The organism is Rhodohalobacter sulfatireducens, assembly GCF_022012475.1.
GTDB lineage: Bacteria > Bacteroidota > Rhodothermia > Balneolales > Balneolaceae > Rhodohalobacter > Rhodohalobacter sulfatireducens.
In genome coordinates this window covers 1-17,798 of the sequence record NZ_JAKLWS010000004.1, presented here as the reverse complement: position 1 = coordinate 17,798, position 17,798 = coordinate 1, and the positions used below count along the sequence as shown (strand labels likewise).

The window sequence follows — 17,798 nt, the reverse complement described above, 5'->3', positions numbered from 1 at the left end:
ATTCTCCTAAACGAACCTTTTCTTATCAGATAATGATGAATTCACGTCTAGTATTTTGTTTGATTTTCCTTTTTGTGCTGTTCACGGGTACCGCAGTTGCTCAATTTGAGGGAGAGATCTCTTTTGAGGTAACAAACCCGAACCAGCAGTCGGGCCAACCGGTGTTGATGGATATGACATTCACAGAGAATAGAATCTTTGTTGATTCAAATGTATCCATGAATGTGATGGCGGGATTGCGGGCACAAGGTGTGCTTGTGAGACATGATGAACAGGATTTTGTAGTGATTACAAATGAGGATGAGGGACTACAGGTTGCAAAAAGTGACCTGGAAAGCCTGGTTAACTTGATCAACCAGATGCGGGGGCAGCAGCAGAATGCAGCGATGGAGCCGTTCCCGTGGGAAGAGCGGTTGGTTGAAACCGGGGAAGAACAGCGAATTCACGGGTATAATACCCAACAGTTCATTGTAAAGGGTGAGACTGAGAATGAATACGTATCTGTTTGGCTGACCAATGAAATTAATGTCGACTGGGGTTTACTTTCAGATGCCTGGTATGCTATTGGCTCTAAACAGCTCGACCGGGAAGTGCCCATTGAAGTTGTGATGAACAATCAGAGTTTTCCTCTTTTGGTTGAATCTTTTGTAAATGAGCAGGTGGTATTTAAAGCAGAATCAGTTTCCATTGATGAAGATACATTCGACAGGACAAAAACCACCCTTTCACCCGCATTGAAACTGATCGGTCTTACAGAATTAATGATGAACATGTTCAGGCAGAATTAATGTCCCATGAGTTATAGAATTATCCGGGTAATCGGATTTTGTTTCCTTCTTACCGGCTGCGCTTACTTTTCTACAACGACTGAAATTGAACAACCAACATCTGCCTATCCTGAGCCTGATCCACAAATGGCCCGACAACTGGATGCATACAGAGACTCTATGAATTCGGTAATGGGGCAGAAGGTAGCCACTGTTCAGGACACTCTTAAGTTTGGAAAACCGGAATCATCACTGAATAATATTGTAGCCGATGCCCTGAGATTCCAGGCTGCGAGCACTCTAAGGCAATTCGTACATGTGGGGATCACGGGGGAAGAATCGTTTAAACTATATTTCGTACCCGGCAAATTAACCGTAAGAGATGTTTACGAATTTATGCCCTATAATAATCATCTTGTCGTGCTTTCAATGAGTGGTGAAAAACTGATGACGCTGATTGAGCAAGTGGCCGATATGGGAGGAGCCCCCATAAGCGGTGTGCGTTTTCGAATTGATGAAGATGGAAATCCAAACAGTGTGTTGGTGAATGCCCAGGTTTTAGATCCGGATGAGACATATTTAGTGGCAACAAGCAGTTGGGCGGCAAATGGTGGCGACAAATTTCCGGCGCTTTGGAATGTATCTGATCGATCAGACCTCGAACTATCCATCCGGGAAGTGTATATAAACTACTTTAAAAATCAGGTGGAGCTGACGGCTTCAACCGATGGCCGGATCCGTCGATGATTTCACGAAAAACATTTCTAAAACAGTCGGTTTATGCACTTGCGGGATCTGCCGTAGTTCCAGGGATTGCTGACAAATTCACTGACCTTATTGAGAATCCTTCGATTACCATTCTTTATACAAACGACACGCATTCACGAATTGATCCTTATCCAAAGAACGCAAGAGAGTTTGCCGGACTTGGCGGAATTGCAAAACGATCCTCACTTGTAAAAAAAATACGGTTTGAAGAAAAAAATGTTCTTTTATTGGATGCCGGAGACGTATTCCAGGGGACACCATGGTTTGATCAGTATGGAGGTAAAGTAGATTTTGAGATGATGAGCGAGATGGGATACGATGCGATGGCTATCGGAAACCATGAGTTCGATTTAGGTTTGGAGGGTTTTGCTGATGCAGCAAAGAGTGCAGAATTTTCTTTTCTGTGTGCGAACTACTCAACGTGGAATACCCCGATGCACCCATTTGTAGAGCATGAACTTATTAAAGAGATAGATGGATATAAAGTTGGCATTTTCGGATTGGGCATTCAGCTCGAAGGGATTGTAGATCCAAAACTACACGGAAGGGTTCACTATCGTGATCCGGTTCTGAGTGCGAAAAGATCTGTAGAAAACTTCCGTAATTTTCATGCATGTGATTATATCATTTGCCTGAGCCATCTAGGGTATGAATATGATGGAAATCAAATAGATGATGTTTCACTGGCGCAAGAAGTATCCGGTATAGATCTTATTATTGGAGGGCATACTCACACTTTTTTGGATAATCATGTAGCGGTTGAAAATCCAGACGGTTCAGAAACACTTATAACGCAGATGGGACATAGCGGTATACGTTTGGGTCGCATAGATCTACATTTAAATAAAAAATCTCCTCGCCCGTTGGTAACAAGCCAATACTACACTATTGGTGGAAACAGTTAAAGCAATTTCTTTGCTACACCTAAATAACAAACAATCACAGATCAAACTTTCCTTGTTACAATCTCAATAACACCGTTGGCACCCCGGACTCCATAGATGGCTGCATCAGGCCCTTTCAAAACACGAACATAATCGATGTCATTTGGTGTAACAATTCTATTGGCTTCGATATAAGAATTTCCAACTGCGTGTCCATCAATCACATAAAGTGGCTCGTTTGTTGTGTTAAAAGAGCTAATACCACGAATTGTTATATATGCATTATTACCCTGGCCTTGTACGCTAACACCGGGAACGTTTTCCAGAAAGTCGGCGAGGCTTCTGAAGTAATTCATATCATCAGATATACTGCCGTCAGGTCTGCCTGAGTTATGAGAGACTGAAGAACCTACAGACGAACATCCAGAGAAAATCAGTGCAAATGCAATGATCGAAGAAGCTAAAATATGTTTCATAGAATTGTGATTGGTTATGTATTTGTTATCTAAACGTGTAGTAACAATCTTTTATTAGGTCTTTTTCGTTATTATTTCAATAACGCCATTTGCACCCCGAACCCCGTAAATTGCAGCATCAGGTCCTTTAAGTACACGAACATAATCTATATCCTGGGGATTCACAATGTTATTTGCGCGTGAATAACTATTACCGACAGCTTGACCATCCACTACATACAGAGGTGTATTGCCGGATTGAAAAGAACTTATGCCCCGAATTGTCACATAAGCATTTTCGCCAGAACCTCTCACATTTACACCCGGTACTTTGGTTAAGTAGTCCGCTAAACTTCTGTAGTAATCATTTTCATTCGATATTCTTCCATCCGTATCTGTGTTATTTGATGTAGTACTACCCGTTGAAGTGCAAGCTGCAAACATTAGTGACAACGCGATAATTGGTAAAAAAAATTTAAATTTCATAGCATCTCCGATTTATTCTTTATTGATATTGTACCACTTTTATTAAAAACGAAAATTAAATTCTTTTCTTGCGGACTCAGTATGGTATTTAGACACAACATCAGAGGTAACCAACTGCATTTCCATCAACTATATAAAAAGATTTTATATTTGATATACAAAGAATTTAAGTACGGTACTGAATTAATTGCATTAACTTAAGCTCAGTTATTGTTAAGTCGGATCTAATGTGTTAAAAAATTTCTAAATATTTTTGGTATATACAATTGAATTTTCCGACATGGTTTACTGTAAACAATTTTAAACTGATACAATATCTTTATAATAGTCATGTGGAGTAGTTTTTTAAAAAACTGAACATCACATTTTTCTCGTTACGATCTCAATAACTCCATTACCACCTCTTGACCCATAAATGGTCGCATCAGGACCTTTCAAAACTTTTACGTAATCTATGTAAAGCGGATGCACCATTCTATTAGCTTCATTGTATGAGTAACCCACTGCAATTCCGTCTATTACGAATAATGGAGTAATCGGAGAATATGTGGTATCGAATGAGTTCATACCACGAATTGTCACCATTCCCGAACCTGAAATATTTACTCCGGGTACTTTATGCAGATAATCGGCAAGACTGGTGAAATAATCATTGTCATCATAAACGCTTCCTTCCGGCCTGTTTTTGTTATCACCAGCAACTGTAGAGCTCACAGAGGAGCAAGCGACCGTAAAAGCCGCAAATGCAAAGATTAAAAGAATGATTGCTGTTCTCATAACTCCTCCTTTTTAAACTTGTTTAATAAGAAACGGTTTAAAACTACTTCTTTGTATATCTAATTGCATGTAATTAGGAGAGAAATAATTTCCACAAAAAAACTAATAGAAAAGCTCAACGCAGAAATTTTGACTGGAAAATCAACGCTTCTTAATTTCCTAACAATTTATACTAATTAACTAAGATCAATCTTGCAATTATTTATAAAATTTTTACGAAAGAACTGCAGAGCTAACCTTAACAGGATGAGTCCAACTGTGAGGATCGGTTTGATTTCCGTATTGAATGCCGGTGATTGCATCAAACATTTTTTTGGCGAAAGGACCGATTTTTTCCTGATCTAAAGTTATGGTTTTTCCGTTGTGATGGATCAAACCTACCGGAGAAATAACGGCTGCCGTTCCTGCCCCAAAAACCTCATTCAATTCTCCATTTTCGTGGGATTCGAATACCTCCTCTATAGTAATCTTTCGTTCCTCAACATTTAAATTCCATTCTTTAGCCAGGGCAAGTACAGATCGCCGGGTAATTCCCGGTAAAACCGTACCGCCAAGTTCTGGGGTTACAACAGTATCACCCATCAAAAAGAAGATATTCATGGTGCCTACCTCTTCTACATACTTGTGCTCTTTGGCATCGAGCCATAATACCTGGGTGTAGCCCTCTTCTTGAGCTTTTATAGCTGGCAGGAGACTTCCACCGTAATTGCCGGCTGCTTTAGCTTCGCCGGTTCCACCTTTGGCTGCCCGAACGTATTCGTTAGTAGTGGTTAAAGAAACTGGATTAAAGCCCTCTTTGTAGTAAGCAGCTACAGGACTTGTAATAATGTAGAAATGATATTCTTTTGAAACGGTTGCGGCAATATATTCTTCGGATGCAAACATTAACGGACGAATGTATAGAGCATGTCCGTGAGTTTTGGGAACCCATTTATAATCGAGTTGAAGGAGTTTTTCGAGAGCATCGATAAATACGGATTCATCGATCTCGGGCATACACAATCGTTTTGCAGAATTGTTCAGGCGTTTGTGGTGATCCATTGGACGAAACAGGTTGATTGTCTCATCATCAGCATAGTACGCCTTCATTCCTTCAAAAATGGCTTGCCCATAATGAAGGGCCATCATGGACGGATCGAATGTGATAGGGCCGTACGGTTTAATTTCAGCATCTACCCACTTTCCATCACGATAGACCATCTCAAACATATGGTCGGAAAACACGCGACCGAACTGGAGATTGTTAAAATCGATTTCAGAGATTCTGCTTTGATCTGTTTGGGTTATTTTTATATTCATGACTGCCGTATTTAAATTTCAACACTTATAAGATAATGTGTTTTTTTAAAACTGCTTAGCAAAGAATACTATTGTTAAAAAAATTCTGTAAAGAAATGAAAAAAATTGTCCTCTTGTTTTTTGTAATTTCATTTATAATACAAAATCCCGCTTTAAGCCAAACAAGGAACGATATTCAACCAGATATTCTCCCGATGAGAGAGCGTGCTGAGGTGATGGATCAATGGACGGAATATAGGCTGGACAACCTTATTCCCGAGCTGATGAGGCGTGAAGGAATAGACATGTGGGTCCTTGTTGCGCGCGAGTATAATGAAGATCCGGTGCTTCTGACCATGCTTCCAGCCACTTGGCAATCGTCTCGCAGGACAACCATTTTGGTGTTTTTTGATGATGGTGAAACTGTTGAGCGACTCGCCGTTGCCCGATACAATATCGGATTTTTTGAAACGCAGTGGGATCCCGAAGCCGAACCGGATCAATGGAAAAGGTTCGGAGAGGTTGTAGCAGAACGAAATCCGGAAAAAATTGCAGTGAATATTTCTGAGGATTTTGCACTTGCAGACGGAATCAGCCATACAGATTATACGTATCTGAATAACAGCCTGAATGCTGATTTGCAGGATCGAATCGTCTCAGCCGAAAACCTGGCAATTGGATGGCTGGAAACTCGAACAGAGCAGGAGATGACAATCTATCCTCAGATCAATCGGATTGCCCATTACATTGTAGCAGAGGGATTATCAGAAAGAGTAATTACACCGGGTGTTACAACCACTCAGGATGTTCAATGGTGGTATCGTGAAAAGATTCGTGATTTGAAATTGGCCACATGGTTTCATCCCTCAGTTTCTGTTCAGCGAAGTGAAAATGATAAGCATACGGGAGATTTTTCAGATTACTTTGCAGATGATTCGGATGTGATCATGCCGGGTGACCTGATTCATATCGATTTTGGGATTGAATATCTGGGACTCTCAACAGATACGCAGAGAAATGCCTATGTTCTTCGCCCCGGCGAAACGGAAGCTCCGGAAGGTCTGAAAGAAGCACTGGCGACCGGAAACCGGCTCCAGGATATTTTTACGGCAGAATTTGAAACCAGCCGAACCGGGAATGAGATTTTAGCATCATCCCTCGAAAAGGCCGAATCAGAAGGAATCAACGCGACGATCTATACGCATCCAATCGGGTATCATGGCCATGCGGCGGGTCCGACTATTGGGCTGTGGGATCAGCAAGAGGGTGTTCCCGGAAAAGGTGATTATCCGCTCTATCCAAACACGGCTCATTCGATTGAGTTGAACGCAGAAGTTCATGTACCGGAGTGGGACCGTACGGTTCGTATCATGTTGGAAGAAGATGCCTTTTTTGACGGGGACAGCATCCGCTACATTGACGGCCGAATGAAATCGCTGTATTTGATTCCGAGACAGAATTGATAAATCCGCGAAGTTTTTTTTAGATGGGCTGTTAATATTCGAGATTGAAATATACAAATTTGAGAAAATTCGCGGATTTTCTTTTCATCGCATCTGCTGAATAGATGGCAATAACAAAAGATTCGGCAACCAAGCTGGACTTGGCAGCCGATCTACCAATTTAGTTATCTCGTTTATTATTGCCTCTGCCTTTTCGAGTGCTGCGCCCTTTACTTTTTGTACCACCTCTGTCTTTTTGAACGGTTCCACGGCTCTTCTTTCGATTGCTCTCATTTCGGATAGTTCGTTTGGAACTTCTTCCATCCCGGTTATTTGATCGGACTGTCTCGGGCCGGCGATTCGAAGTTCTATTAATCTGTTTGTTTTGGTTCTCTCTCACATCACGGTTTCTATCCAAAAGAGAATTGGGCCTGGACCGAGATCGAATATTGATCTGTTTCTTTTGTGATTCTTTAACTTTTGGATTTCTGTTGCTTCTTATATCACGATTTCTATCTACTCGGGAATCAGATCTGGATTGAATATTAATATGCCTCTCTGAAGGTTTATTCAATTTAGTATTACCGATGGTTCGATTTCGCCGTGAAGTTTGCACGGTTTTGGAGCGTTGACGTTGTGTTTTTGGCTGCTCTCGGATTCGTTGTCGTGCCTGCCTTTTGTCAACTTTTGAATACCGTTCTATTCTCCCAGTTCGGTATCCATCGCGGCCTCGCTGATTTTTATACCTGTTTCGTTCTCTGTGGGCCTCTTTTCTCCATCGGGTCAACCGTTTTTTATAATCTCTTTCGATATGCACATAATGCCTGTATTCCCTGTCATTGTAACGGTGCCGGTACTTGTGCCAATTTCTATACTTCACAAATACCGGATGAGCATGTCGTTTCCAGTAGCGTGGAAGTCGCCGTTCGGGGACCTGTAAAAAGGCCAGGCTCAATCCGCCGAGCCAAATTTGCACGGAATAGTAGGGGGAGTGATAATCATCATATACAAACCTGTTCAGGTAATACCAGTCAATGCCTCGAAGTCGAATCATCAGATCGCGATCTCTGTATCCGTCGCGATATCCGGCTTCGTAAATATCAATGTCTCGAACTAAATCATAAAACCGGTATTCATTGTAATAGGCATCATTCACACCATCCATATAGCCTTTCAGGTAGGCCGAGTGGTAAGGATCCTCGTAATAACTGTACGAGTTGCTCAGGTTTAACTGAAAATGGATAAAGGGCCTGAAAGATTGGTAACTGAACTCTACATATGTAGATTGTGCAGACAGGGGTGCGCTAAAAAACGCAAGTATCATTAGGGTAACGGATAGCCTTTTCATCATAACAACCTCTTGCTTAGGTACGGTTTAATAGTACTACCTATAGATATCGAGGATCCGTTGGCGCACCAATAGCATGATAATGTTAAGCTGTTCTAATAAGAGGAGAGGCTTTTGTTCGGTAAATCACCTATGCCCATTCAACGGATGAGTATGTCTGTCTTTAATGTAAATTCTACATATGTACACTCATCCGATGTATGACTACTAATCAATCGCAAAACAATAGAATAAACCATTTCCACCGGTTCCCTGGAGGTTTGCCTGGCTGCAACCTCTTGAACCATGAGCGGAGTTCCAGGATTCAGGATTTTCACCACCGCCGGTTCTGTCATGGTGCCCAACTTGTGCACTCCCATCTTCCGTGCTGCTTGTCCAGTCGCTGCAGGTGGTATCTTCATCACTATCAAAAGCCATTCCATCAAGAGTTGACCCGGTAAGAATGTCATGCATGTTGGGATCGTCTCCTCGGCCGTTGACAATCTCACCATTCTCATCAATAGAATTTTCTTTATTGAGATTGTTATCGTTACTATGCAGGTGTTCAACATTTTCAGCTACCATCACTCCATTTGCGTTGTACCACGGACCATCACCGGTACGATCTCGTGCATTCACAACAGGAGAGGTTGTGCTCAGGTAAGCACGCCAGGTTTTGTCATTTGCGCCGGCTTCTTCGGCTAACATCTGGCAATGTTGATCGGCTCCGTCAAGGCCGCCCAGATCAGCGCCATTTCCCGTACCTACGCTCGTAATGAAAAAACTCATCGATGAATCGGATTGTGCTTGAATGAAATCATTGTTCAAAATCAGGGTGAATAATATTATGAATATGATGGGAAAGGTCTTGATCTTCATAACTGTGGAGTTAAGTGGTTTAGAGATGAGGCGTTGTTTTTGCTTATTTTAAAGTAGTTGAAAAGGCTCACTGAAACAAATTTTGTGGAATTGGTTTTCTTTAAGGATTCATCGGCCGAGGATATTTGCCCGGAAGAAAATGTTATAGTTGAATATTCATCCGATGTATATATCCAACTGGCATTCTATCCATATTTCTCATCCACAAATCTTATGGATTCTTTTACAAGTTCTTTCAACACGTTTATATCAATATCTTTGAGTCTCTTCACATACAGGCACGATTTGCCCGTTCGATGTTTTCCAAGCTTTTCCATGAGCCTCTCATTTTTGTCGAAACTGCACATCAGGTAGATAGAGAATTCTCGTTTTCGGGGAGAAAATCCAACTTTAAGAAAATCACCCTCCCGACCGCTCTCGTATTTATAATGAAATTGATCAAAACCGATGATACTCGATCCCCACATTTTAGGCTCGCAGCCGGTCACTTCTTTCATGAGATCGATCAGTGCATTGGAGTCAGCTATCTTTTGTTCATCATCAAGAGCATTGATAAATGCTTTTACGGATTGATCGGTTGGTTTTGTTTTATTTTCAGCCATAACTGAGGTTCACTTTAGATTTTTTTAACTTTGGGGGCGAATTCTGTAAGGAATTCCGAGATTCTGTCTCATACTATATACATGAAACCTCGAAATTAATCAGAACAAATTTTTTAAATGATAGAAAAGGCAAGAGAAATTCTGCAGGAAACATTTGGGTATGAAGAGTTCAGACCCCTACAAGCAGATATTATTCAGAACGTTTTACAGAAAAAAGATTCACTGGTCATTATGCCAACCGGTGGCGGAAAGTCGATCTGCTACCAAATACCCTCAATGATTTTTGACGGCTTAACCGTAGTTATTTCGCCACTTATCTCATTGATGAAAGACCAGGTGGAACAACTCGAAGAGTTCGGAGTTCCGGCGATTTATCTAAATAGTTCACTAACGCCCGAACAGTACCGGGAAAATATTGCAATACTTCGAAGGGGCGAAGCTAAACTGCTTTACCTTGCTCCGGAAACCCTGATGATGGATTCCACGCGTGAACTTCTCACCGAATTTGAGATCGATTGTTTTACGATCGATGAAGCTCACTGTATTTCTGAATGGGGTCACGATTTTCGGCCTGATTATCGTAAGCTTGCCACCGTTCGAAAAGATTTTCCTGATGCTGTTTGCCTCGCATTAACGGCTACGGCTACGCCACGAGTTCGCGATGACATTCAGCAGATTTTGGAGATGAAAGATTCGGGACGATTTGTGGCCAGTTTCGATCGGAAAAACCTTCTTTTGAAGGTAGTGGATAAAGAGAATCCATTAGATCAAATTCTTGATTTCTTGTACACTCGGCCCAATCAATCCGGAATTATCTATTGCTTTTCGCGAAGACAAGTAGATGAGCTGAATGCCGATCTGAGGGCAAATGATCATTCTGTTCGTCCATATCATGCCGGACTCTCAGAAGCGGCCCGGACCCGAAACCAGGAAGCGTTTATCAAGGATGATGTTGACATTATAGTGGCGACAATTGCATTTGGAATGGGCATCAATAAGCCGGATGTTCGCTTTGTGATTCATCACGATATGCCGCAGAATATTGAATCCTATTACCAGCAAATTGGCCGTGCCGGGCGTGATGGAATCCAGGCAGATTGTCTTTTACTGTACAGCTATTCCGACAAACAGAAGATCCAGTATTTCATCAATCAAAAAGAGGGGCAGGAGAAGGAAATTGCCAAAAAACATCTTGATTCTCTGCTCGATTTCATGGAATACGATGGCTGCCGAAGAATTCCACTGATGGAATATTTTGGGGAGGAATATAAAAAAGATAACTGTGGAATGTGTGATTACTGCTTGCAACAGATGGGTGATAAGCAGGATTTCACTGAACAGGCTCAGAAGTTTTTGAGTTGTGTGGTCCGAACAAATGAAACCTACGGTGCTTATCACATTGCTGACATTTTGCGAGGATCTGAAGCGAAGAAAGTGTTAGAGAACAAGCACAACGAGCTTTCCACATATGGAATTGGAATGGAGTGGAGTAAAAATCAGTGGATTCAGCTTTCACGGATGCTGATTCGCAAAGGGCATCTGAAAAAAGATCCCAAGCATGGAAGTCTGGTTCTGACCGATGAAGCCAAAGCGGTACTCAAAGGCGAATCACAGGTTCGCGGAATTCTGGACAGAACGCAAACCACCTCGCCAGAACAAGCGATGCCACGAACCGAAAATGAGGTGGAGAACAAGTATGATGAACATCTGTTTGAGGATCTTCGAAAACGGCGAAAGGAGATGGCCGACGATCAGGATATTCCACCATACGTGATTTTTCCGGATACCACGCTGATGGAGATGTCCTATTATTTCCCGCAGGATGAAGAGAGTTTGATGAGTATTTATGGAGTCGGTTCGATTAAGCTCAAAAAATATGGGAATGATTTCATGGAGATCATCAAAGAATATTGTGAAGAAAATGACGTGGAAGAACGTTCGAAATTGCTTCGCAAGAAAGTGAAGAAAACGCAGTCCAAGAAAAAATATGAACGAGTGGGCGAGGAGTACAATAAAGGCAAATCTGTTGAACACCTGGCGGAGCAGTTTGGGGTGAAAGAGTCAACTATTTTGAGTAATCTCAAAAAGTTTGTGGATGACGGGCACCAGATCGATCCGACAGAAGTTTTAGCAGCTTCATCACTCTCTGAAAGAAAGAAGGACGAAGTGTATGAGGCAATGGAAAAAGTAGGTCCGAAACTCCTAAGGCCAATCTATGATAAACTTGATAAAACTGTAGATTACAATGAGCTCCGCATTTTACAGTTGGCGTATTTTGTGAGGAATGGGGATTAGTTACAGGCGATAACTGTTTGGGTAAACCACGACGGCACAAAGAAGGCACTTAGGACACAACGTGTCTTTTTATAGCATAAGGATTTTCTCTGTGTCTTAGTGGTGAAAAGTATGTACGATAAATGGGTAAATGATTTATATAATAACTAACTAATTTGTTATGGAGAGAGAAAATAAATTGGCCTCAAGGGTATTGGATTGTGCATTTACGGTCCATAAGAACCTTGGACCGGGATTGTTAGAATCTGCGTATCAAATGGCAATGGAGGCAGAATTATTCGAAAATTCCATTCCTTACATTTCTTAAGCTGAAGTACCACTCGAATATAAAGGACGATCCATTTCTACTGCTTACCGTTTGGATTTTTTGGTGGATGACCATCTGATCGTAGAATTAAAGGCTGTTGAAGCATTAAATGATGTTCATTTAGCACAAGTTCTGACCTACCTGAAGTTGACTGATGTAAGACTCGGGCTCTTACTAAATTTCAACGTGGCCTTGATGAAAAAGGGAATCAGGCGAGTAATTCTTTGATTCAAAGTCCATTTTTTCTTTGAAAGGCCTTCATTTCATTATGGTTAAAAGTGATTAAGACTTCGAATGTCAGTAGAATAAAAAAGAAAACCATTACGGCACAGCGAATTCACGGAGTGCACAAAGTGTACTGTCGTTAAATTCTGAATTTTTTGTTTTGGTTTCTAATTATTGCTTTAGGTAAGAAATCGTTGTGGACTTTGTGCCTCCTTTGAGTCGTTGTGGTTAAAAAAACAAGTTTACAATGCGGATTAGATCGTAAATGATTGTATAAAACCACAAATTCACGGCGAACTCACAAAAGACACAGCGTATGAGTAACTATGCATTGGATGTGAATGAAGTATTGGTTAATCACTGTGTCCGCTGTGTCTTCTTTGAGCCATTGTGGTAAGAAGAAGTTACAGTTGAACTGTAAGTCAGTACCTTTGCATACGGCTTTAAACCACAATGCCACCGCGAAATTCAACGCGTTCAGAATGAGATTAAATTTTCATCTGATTTCGGTCAACCAATCCTCTATTTTTGTCTCGAACTTATTGAGACACTCAACAATGAATATGATTGATGAATTTATCTCCTCGTTGCAAAATAGCCCGAAAGGGCTTTTTAATCCCTGGTATCATCGGGATGATAAACATGATGAAACCAAAGACGCCCCTGAAATTCGGCGGCAACAGCTCAAAACGTACCTGAGTGAACGGGTTGAAACTGCAAAGTATCTGTTTATTGCAGAAGCACTCGGCTATCAAGGCGGACATTTTACAGGAATTGCGATGACCTCCGAGCGAATTTTGCTTGGACACCAGGAACCAAAATATGGCGTTCGCCCGGATCATGTATTTCAAACAATTGAACCGCAGCGAACCAGTTCTCCAACGGTTATCGAAAAAGGAATGAGTGAACCGACTGCTACCATCATGTGGGGAGCGTTGATCGACCTGGGAATCAATCCCTACGAAGTGGTTCTTTGGAATGCCCTACCGTGGCATCCATATAAACCGGATCAGGGATTACTCAGTAACCGAACTCCTACAGCAGATGAACTGGATGCCGGTCTCGATCATCTCAAAAGTTTTATGAAATTGTTTGAGGATGTAGAGATGGTTGCAGTTGGGCGAAAATGCGAACTCAGCTTATCACAGCTTGGTGTTGATCACATTCAGGTGAGGCATCCCGCGAACGGTGGAGCCCCCAAATTCAGGAGACAAGTTAAAAATCTATTTTGATCTCGAACGAGGGCTGGATTCCAAGATCATACACACTCACAATTTCTGATCGAATCGCTGGCACAGTATTTCTGGTCACAATCACAGGCTGATATTCACGATACCAGGGATTTTGCTCATCCAATAGATTGAACACAGAAAACTTTGCATGAATGGTTTTTCCATCGATCGATTTGGTGAACAATGCAGACATGTCTAATCGTCTGTATGTACCCAGTCGACTACTTTGATTTCTTGCAAAATCATAAGTCCCGGTTACTGAACCACTGCCTAGGATAAAGGCAGCAAACAGCTGAATATTCGAGGAGAGATTAAAAGTGAGATTAGTGGTTCCAACATGTGTTCGATCCCACGGAGCGTAAAACTCCTCACCCTCATTTATTGAATCATTGCGGAGCTTCATTGAAGAGAGTGTATACGATTGGGAAAATGTAACAAAACCGGCGCGATAGCGGGCTAAAAATTCTACTCCTTTACCTTCTCCTTCGTTGTCATAGAACCAGGGAGAATCCGTAAAAGTGTTTGTAAGGGATTGGGCATTCAGTTCATGAGACCTGAGATTTTTATATCGTTTTAAATAGCCTTCGGCCTGTAAATAGAATCGGGAAACTGGATTGATATAGATCCCCGCCGTGAATTGATCAACGGAGGACGGGGCTTGTGTTTCATTGGCAAGAACCCATACATCTGCGGTGACAGCATTACTGAACCCCACCCTGTTAATGAACTGGTGATTTCTACTATACCCGGCACTTACTGAGAAAATTTTATCTGAAAAGAGATTGGCTTTTATTCTTGGAGATATTCGAAAATATTTACCTGAAGAGTAGTAATGGGTTCGGATTCCCGACTGAAGAGAGAAAAAATCAAAGGGATTCAGCTCCGATTGTAAAAAAAGATCTGCCTGGATACTTGACGTTCTTGCATAAAATGATTGGCGATCGAACGATTCTTCCCTGTATTCACCCCTGTGATAATACCCGGTGAATCCTGTTTTAAACGAGAATTCATCTTGTTGGATATCAAAGGTTTGATCCAGTTTGACTCTGTTCATGGTGCTCCGGTTCAAAAGCGGATATGTAAATACCGTTGTTTGGAGCGATTCGCCGCTTTGGGTGACGTTTGTATAGAGAAAATCGCCCTTTCTAAAAAGTGTTTCATAAGTGCTCAAACCTAACATAGTGTTACTGTACACGGAGGCTGATAGAGAACGTTGGTGCTGAACGGAGGAAGCAAAATTATTCCATCTGTTTTCGGTTTCTACATTTTGGGTTTGAAAGTTTCGCTGAGATGCACTGCTTCGTACCAGGCGGTCGGCAATATGGTTTGTACGGTCGCCTCCAAAATAAAGGCTCGCCATAGTTCTGCTTCCGCTTTTTTGCTCAAAATACAGCTTGCCGTGGATGTCTAAATAGTAAACATCTGAATTTCGTGGAGTAACAAGGTTTGTTTCGATATTTTCAGCAGAGCCAATGTCAGATCCGGGCCGATTGATATCAAGTCCCCAGCGAACCAGTTCATTGTTTTGAAACCAGTCGACCTGGTTCATATAAGAAGATCGAGCGGATATCAACCAACTGCTTTTTCCTTTTTGAATTGGTCCGCCTATGGTAGATTTGATACTTGTATTGCTGATTCCCGCTTCAATCTCTGTATTCTGTAGAGAACCACTTCGCGTTGTGAGAGAGAGCTTTCCGCCAATTGGGGAATTTATATGAGCCGGACTCACATCATAAAAAAAGCCGCTGTTTAAAACAGCACTTTCGTTAAAACTGTCCAGCAATCCAAACAGATGGCTTTGATTGAAAATTGTGATGCCGTCGAGCTCAAGCTGAAATCCATCAGGCGTACTCCCTCTTATGTTCAAGCCATCGTTCATTGCAGTTGTTGTACCCACTGACGGAAGAACCTGCAGAGCCCGTATAGCATTACTTTCGCCCAACGGACTAAAACGGTCGGTACTTATCAGACCTGCCAATGAAGTGTCTTGTGGTGAGTAATACCGGTTTCCAATCACAATAATTTCTGCCCCGGTTACACTTTTTGGTTTGAGGCGTATCGTGATATCATCAATTTGCTCTCCCGAAAAGATCGGAATCGTAACATTGGATTCCTGATAACCAACAAATGAGGCTTTTAGGTTTATTTGTTCTTGTTTTGGGTTGACTGTGGCCTGGAAACGACCGGATGTTGAGGCGACAACTCCATTGGTTGTTCCATTCTCTTGCCAGTACAGGGTACTGTAGGGGAGACGTTCTCCGGTTTGTGCATCAACGACCCGGCCTGAAATTCGGACTGATTCAGAGCTTTTATCCGGCTCTGATTGATCCGGAAGTACTATGATATGCTTTCCTACACTATCAACCCTAGTGGTTAATTGGTGGCGTTGAAGGCTGGTTTTAATGTCATCTATAAAAGTCTCATGATCAGTTTGCAGTGATAGACGAAGGTCTGAGACTAACGATTCCCGATAGAGGAAACGGAAATTTGTTTCATCCTGGAGTTGATTGAATACCTCTATCGCTGGTTTATTATCGAACTGGATTTCCTGAGCAGAAAGTGATGAGGTTTCTATAAATACACCAATACACGGGAGTACAAAAATCAGAAGAAACTTCGAAAATTTGGTCATACCCGGCTCTATTCAACAAATTGATACGTATTGCCTTCAATTGAAGAAAAATTTCCGCCTAATACAATCCCTAAATTTTCGAGACTTAAATTCCGATTTTCAAGTGTTAGCCTTCCACCCAGAACTTCATCTTGAATATTTTGAGGCACCAATATTTCAATAGAGTAATGGTATTCAAGTTCTTCGACGATGGATTGCACCGTGCGATTGTTGAGAATTATCTCGTTTTGCTGCCATGAGGTGTATTGTTCTCCATCGGTTTGAAATGGTTGAGCGACAACTGAATCGGCTGTAACTGAGGCGGCTTCTCCGGGATTCAGAGTCACCTTTTCTGTTTGATTTGAAGTGGATAAAGATAGAGAACCGTCCTGCAGGTATACAACCGTTTTGTTATTCCACTCACGAATATTAAAGGATGTTCCAAGAACCTCAACGATGCCGGTTCGGGTATCGACTAAAAATCTTCGTTGACCATTCTTTGTTACATTGAAAAAAGCCTCACCTTCCAATTTATATCGAACCTCTTCTGCTGACTGACCTGTAATAAATAACCTGGATTTAGGCCGTAATTGAATTCTGCTTTCATCTCCCAAAGTATATGTAACCTGGTTCGATTCTGCCTCAACCAGTAGTTGCTCTTTACTGAAATCCAGTTGCAGGTAAATGATTGAAAGCAGTGCAGCTAAAAGAAGAGCAGCCGCAACTTTAAGGTATAAAGATTTTTGACTATTGAGATATTTGAAAGGAGAAGAAGCCTTAGTGTTCTGAGGGTTTCCAGAAATATCATTTTGAATGGATGACGAAATTTTATTCCAGCTATGTACTTTGCTCTCAGATAACTCATGTTCATATCTGAAGTATAGGCTCTTTTTATGATTGACAATTTCATCCATCAAGGGATCATCAATCGAAAGGAGAGTCCCTTTTTCTTCCAATACAGATTGAACCTGTTTGGCAAGTTTTCGTTCGGTTTCAGGTATGTGATTATTATCAGCCATAAGATTTATAATAGCAGGTACCGCTTATTTCAAAGCAGTACCCGCTATATGTTTAGGTGACTTATTTTCTTATTTAATCCTCGTCTTCTTCATCTTCCTCATCATCATCGTCTTCTTCATCCTCATCGTTGGAGTCATCGTCACCGTCGTCATCCGAGTCACCGTCATTATCTTCACCTTCGTCGTCTCCATCTCCGTCACCGTCATCTTCGTCGTCATCCTCTCGGCGTTCGACATCGAATTCTACTTCAATGACAATGTTTTGGTCGCCGTCCTCGTAGTATTCACCTTCGGCGTCAACTTCATCGCCATCATTCAGGGCATCCACCACATCATCGAGAGTATTCAAACCATCGTCACCTTCAATGTCGGTATCATCGTTTACGGTAAATGTCAGGCCATTGATCATAAACGTGGAGCTTGTTGCTGAAGTAATTGACCCGT

16 protein-coding genes and 1 pseudogene are annotated in these 17,798 nt (G+C 41.7%); 7 read left to right on the top strand and 10 right to left on the bottom strand.

The window, feature by feature from the left end:
* The first annotated feature begins 35 nt into the window (after positions 1-35).
* From L6773_RS04575 to L6773_RS04565, 3 genes are read left to right on the top strand one after another with little or no spacing between them, the layout of a single operon-like run.
* On the top strand, positions 36-788 hold the full coding sequence (locus L6773_RS04575) for a DUF4412 domain-containing protein (RefSeq protein WP_237852675.1): 753 nt from the start codon (positions 36-38) through the stop codon (positions 786-788).
* Between the two features lie 6 nt (positions 789-794).
* Positions 795-1,514 (top strand): 5'-nucleotidase C-terminal domain-containing protein, encoded by a 720-nt coding sequence (locus L6773_RS04570; protein ID WP_237852674.1) that lies wholly within the window; start codon positions 795-797, stop codon positions 1,512-1,514.
* Positions 1,511-2,440 (top strand): bifunctional metallophosphatase/5'-nucleotidase, encoded by a 930-nt coding sequence (locus L6773_RS04565; RefSeq protein ID WP_237852673.1) that lies wholly within the window; start codon positions 1,511-1,513, stop codon positions 2,438-2,440. The genes L6773_RS04570 and L6773_RS04565 overlap by 4 nt, the downstream gene beginning before the upstream one ends.
* 41 nt (positions 2,441-2,481) lie before the next feature.
* Here the strand turns inward: L6773_RS04565 and L6773_RS04560 are convergent, their stop codons facing one another.
* From L6773_RS04560 to L6773_RS04545, 4 genes are all read right to left on the bottom strand, one after another.
* Positions 2,482-2,895, bottom strand: coding sequence for a TonB-dependent receptor (locus L6773_RS04560; protein ID WP_237852672.1), 414 nt, complete (start codon positions 2,893-2,895; stop codon positions 2,482-2,484).
* Between the two features lie 54 nt (positions 2,896-2,949).
* Positions 2,950-3,360 (bottom strand): TonB-dependent receptor plug domain-containing protein, encoded by a 411-nt coding sequence (locus L6773_RS04555; RefSeq protein WP_237852671.1) that lies wholly within the window; start codon positions 3,358-3,360, stop codon positions 2,950-2,952.
* A gap of 360 nt (positions 3,361-3,720) precedes the next feature.
* On the bottom strand, positions 3,721-4,137 hold the full coding sequence (locus L6773_RS04550; RefSeq protein ID WP_237852670.1) for a TonB-dependent receptor: 417 nt from the start codon (positions 4,135-4,137) through the stop codon (positions 3,721-3,723).
* A 213-nt stretch (positions 4,138-4,350) separates the two neighbouring features.
* The gene (locus L6773_RS04545; RefSeq protein WP_237852669.1) at positions 4,351-5,436 is read right to left on the bottom strand and encodes a branched-chain amino acid aminotransferase; all 1,086 of its coding nucleotides are present in this window, start codon (positions 5,434-5,436) and stop codon (positions 4,351-4,353) included.
* 95 nt (positions 5,437-5,531) lie between these two features.
* On the opposite strand from L6773_RS04545, the gene L6773_RS04540 reads away from it, so the two are divergent.
* Positions 5,532-6,878 carry a M24 family metallopeptidase gene (locus L6773_RS04540; RefSeq protein WP_237852668.1) on the top strand — a complete coding sequence of 449 codons (1,347 nt, stop codon included), beginning with the start codon at positions 5,532-5,534 and terminating at the stop codon, positions 6,876-6,878.
* 160 nt (positions 6,879-7,038) lie between these two features.
* Here the strand turns inward: L6773_RS04540 and L6773_RS04535 are convergent, their stop codons facing one another.
* From L6773_RS04535 to L6773_RS04525, 3 genes are all read right to left on the bottom strand, one after another.
* A complete protein-coding gene (locus L6773_RS04535; RefSeq protein WP_237852667.1) occupies positions 7,039-8,208 on the bottom strand; it encodes a hypothetical protein in 1,170 nt (389 codons plus the stop codon).
* A gap of 204 nt (positions 8,209-8,412) precedes the next feature.
* The gene (locus L6773_RS04530; protein ID WP_237852666.1) at positions 8,413-8,973 is read right to left on the bottom strand and encodes a hypothetical protein; all 561 of its coding nucleotides are present in this window, start codon (positions 8,971-8,973) and stop codon (positions 8,413-8,415) included.
* A gap of 275 nt (positions 8,974-9,248) precedes the next feature.
* Positions 9,249-9,665 (bottom strand): DUF1801 domain-containing protein, encoded by a 417-nt coding sequence (locus L6773_RS04525; RefSeq protein WP_237852665.1) that lies wholly within the window; start codon positions 9,663-9,665, stop codon positions 9,249-9,251.
* 117 nt (positions 9,666-9,782) lie between these two features.
* Between L6773_RS04525 and recQ the strand changes: the two genes are divergently transcribed.
* The 3 genes and pseudogenes from recQ to L6773_RS04510 all read left to right on the top strand — a co-directional run bounded on the left by recQ (position 9,783) and on the right by L6773_RS04510 (position 13,724).
* Positions 9,783-11,960, top strand: coding sequence for a DNA helicase RecQ (recQ, locus tag L6773_RS04520; protein ID WP_237852664.1), 2,178 nt, complete (start codon positions 9,783-9,785; stop codon positions 11,958-11,960).
* Positions 11,961-12,120: 160 nt separating this feature from the next.
* A pseudogene (locus L6773_RS04515) lies at positions 12,121-12,495 on the top strand (GxxExxY protein).
* A gap of 479 nt (positions 12,496-12,974) precedes the next feature.
* The gene (locus L6773_RS04510) at positions 12,975-13,724 is read left to right on the top strand and encodes a uracil-DNA glycosylase (protein ID WP_237852663.1); all 750 of its coding nucleotides are present in this window, start codon (positions 12,975-12,977) and stop codon (positions 13,722-13,724) included.
* Here the strand turns inward: L6773_RS04510 and L6773_RS04505 are convergent.
* The 3 genes from L6773_RS04505 to L6773_RS04495 all read right to left on the bottom strand — a co-directional run.
* A complete protein-coding gene (locus tag L6773_RS04505) occupies positions 13,708-16,356 on the bottom strand; it encodes a TonB-dependent receptor (protein WP_237852662.1) in 2,649 nt (882 codons plus the stop codon). The two genes, L6773_RS04510 and L6773_RS04505, sit on opposite strands and share 17 nt — an antisense overlap.
* A gap of 8 nt (positions 16,357-16,364) precedes the next feature.
* Positions 16,365-17,354, bottom strand: a complete 990-nt coding sequence (locus tag L6773_RS04500; protein ID WP_237852661.1) for a FecR family protein — start codon at positions 17,352-17,354, stop codon at positions 16,365-16,367.
* A 73-nt stretch (positions 17,355-17,427) separates the two neighbouring features.
* Positions 17,428-17,798 (bottom strand): DUF5666 domain-containing protein (locus L6773_RS04495; RefSeq protein WP_237852660.1); only part of this gene is annotated, 371 nt, incomplete at its 5' end.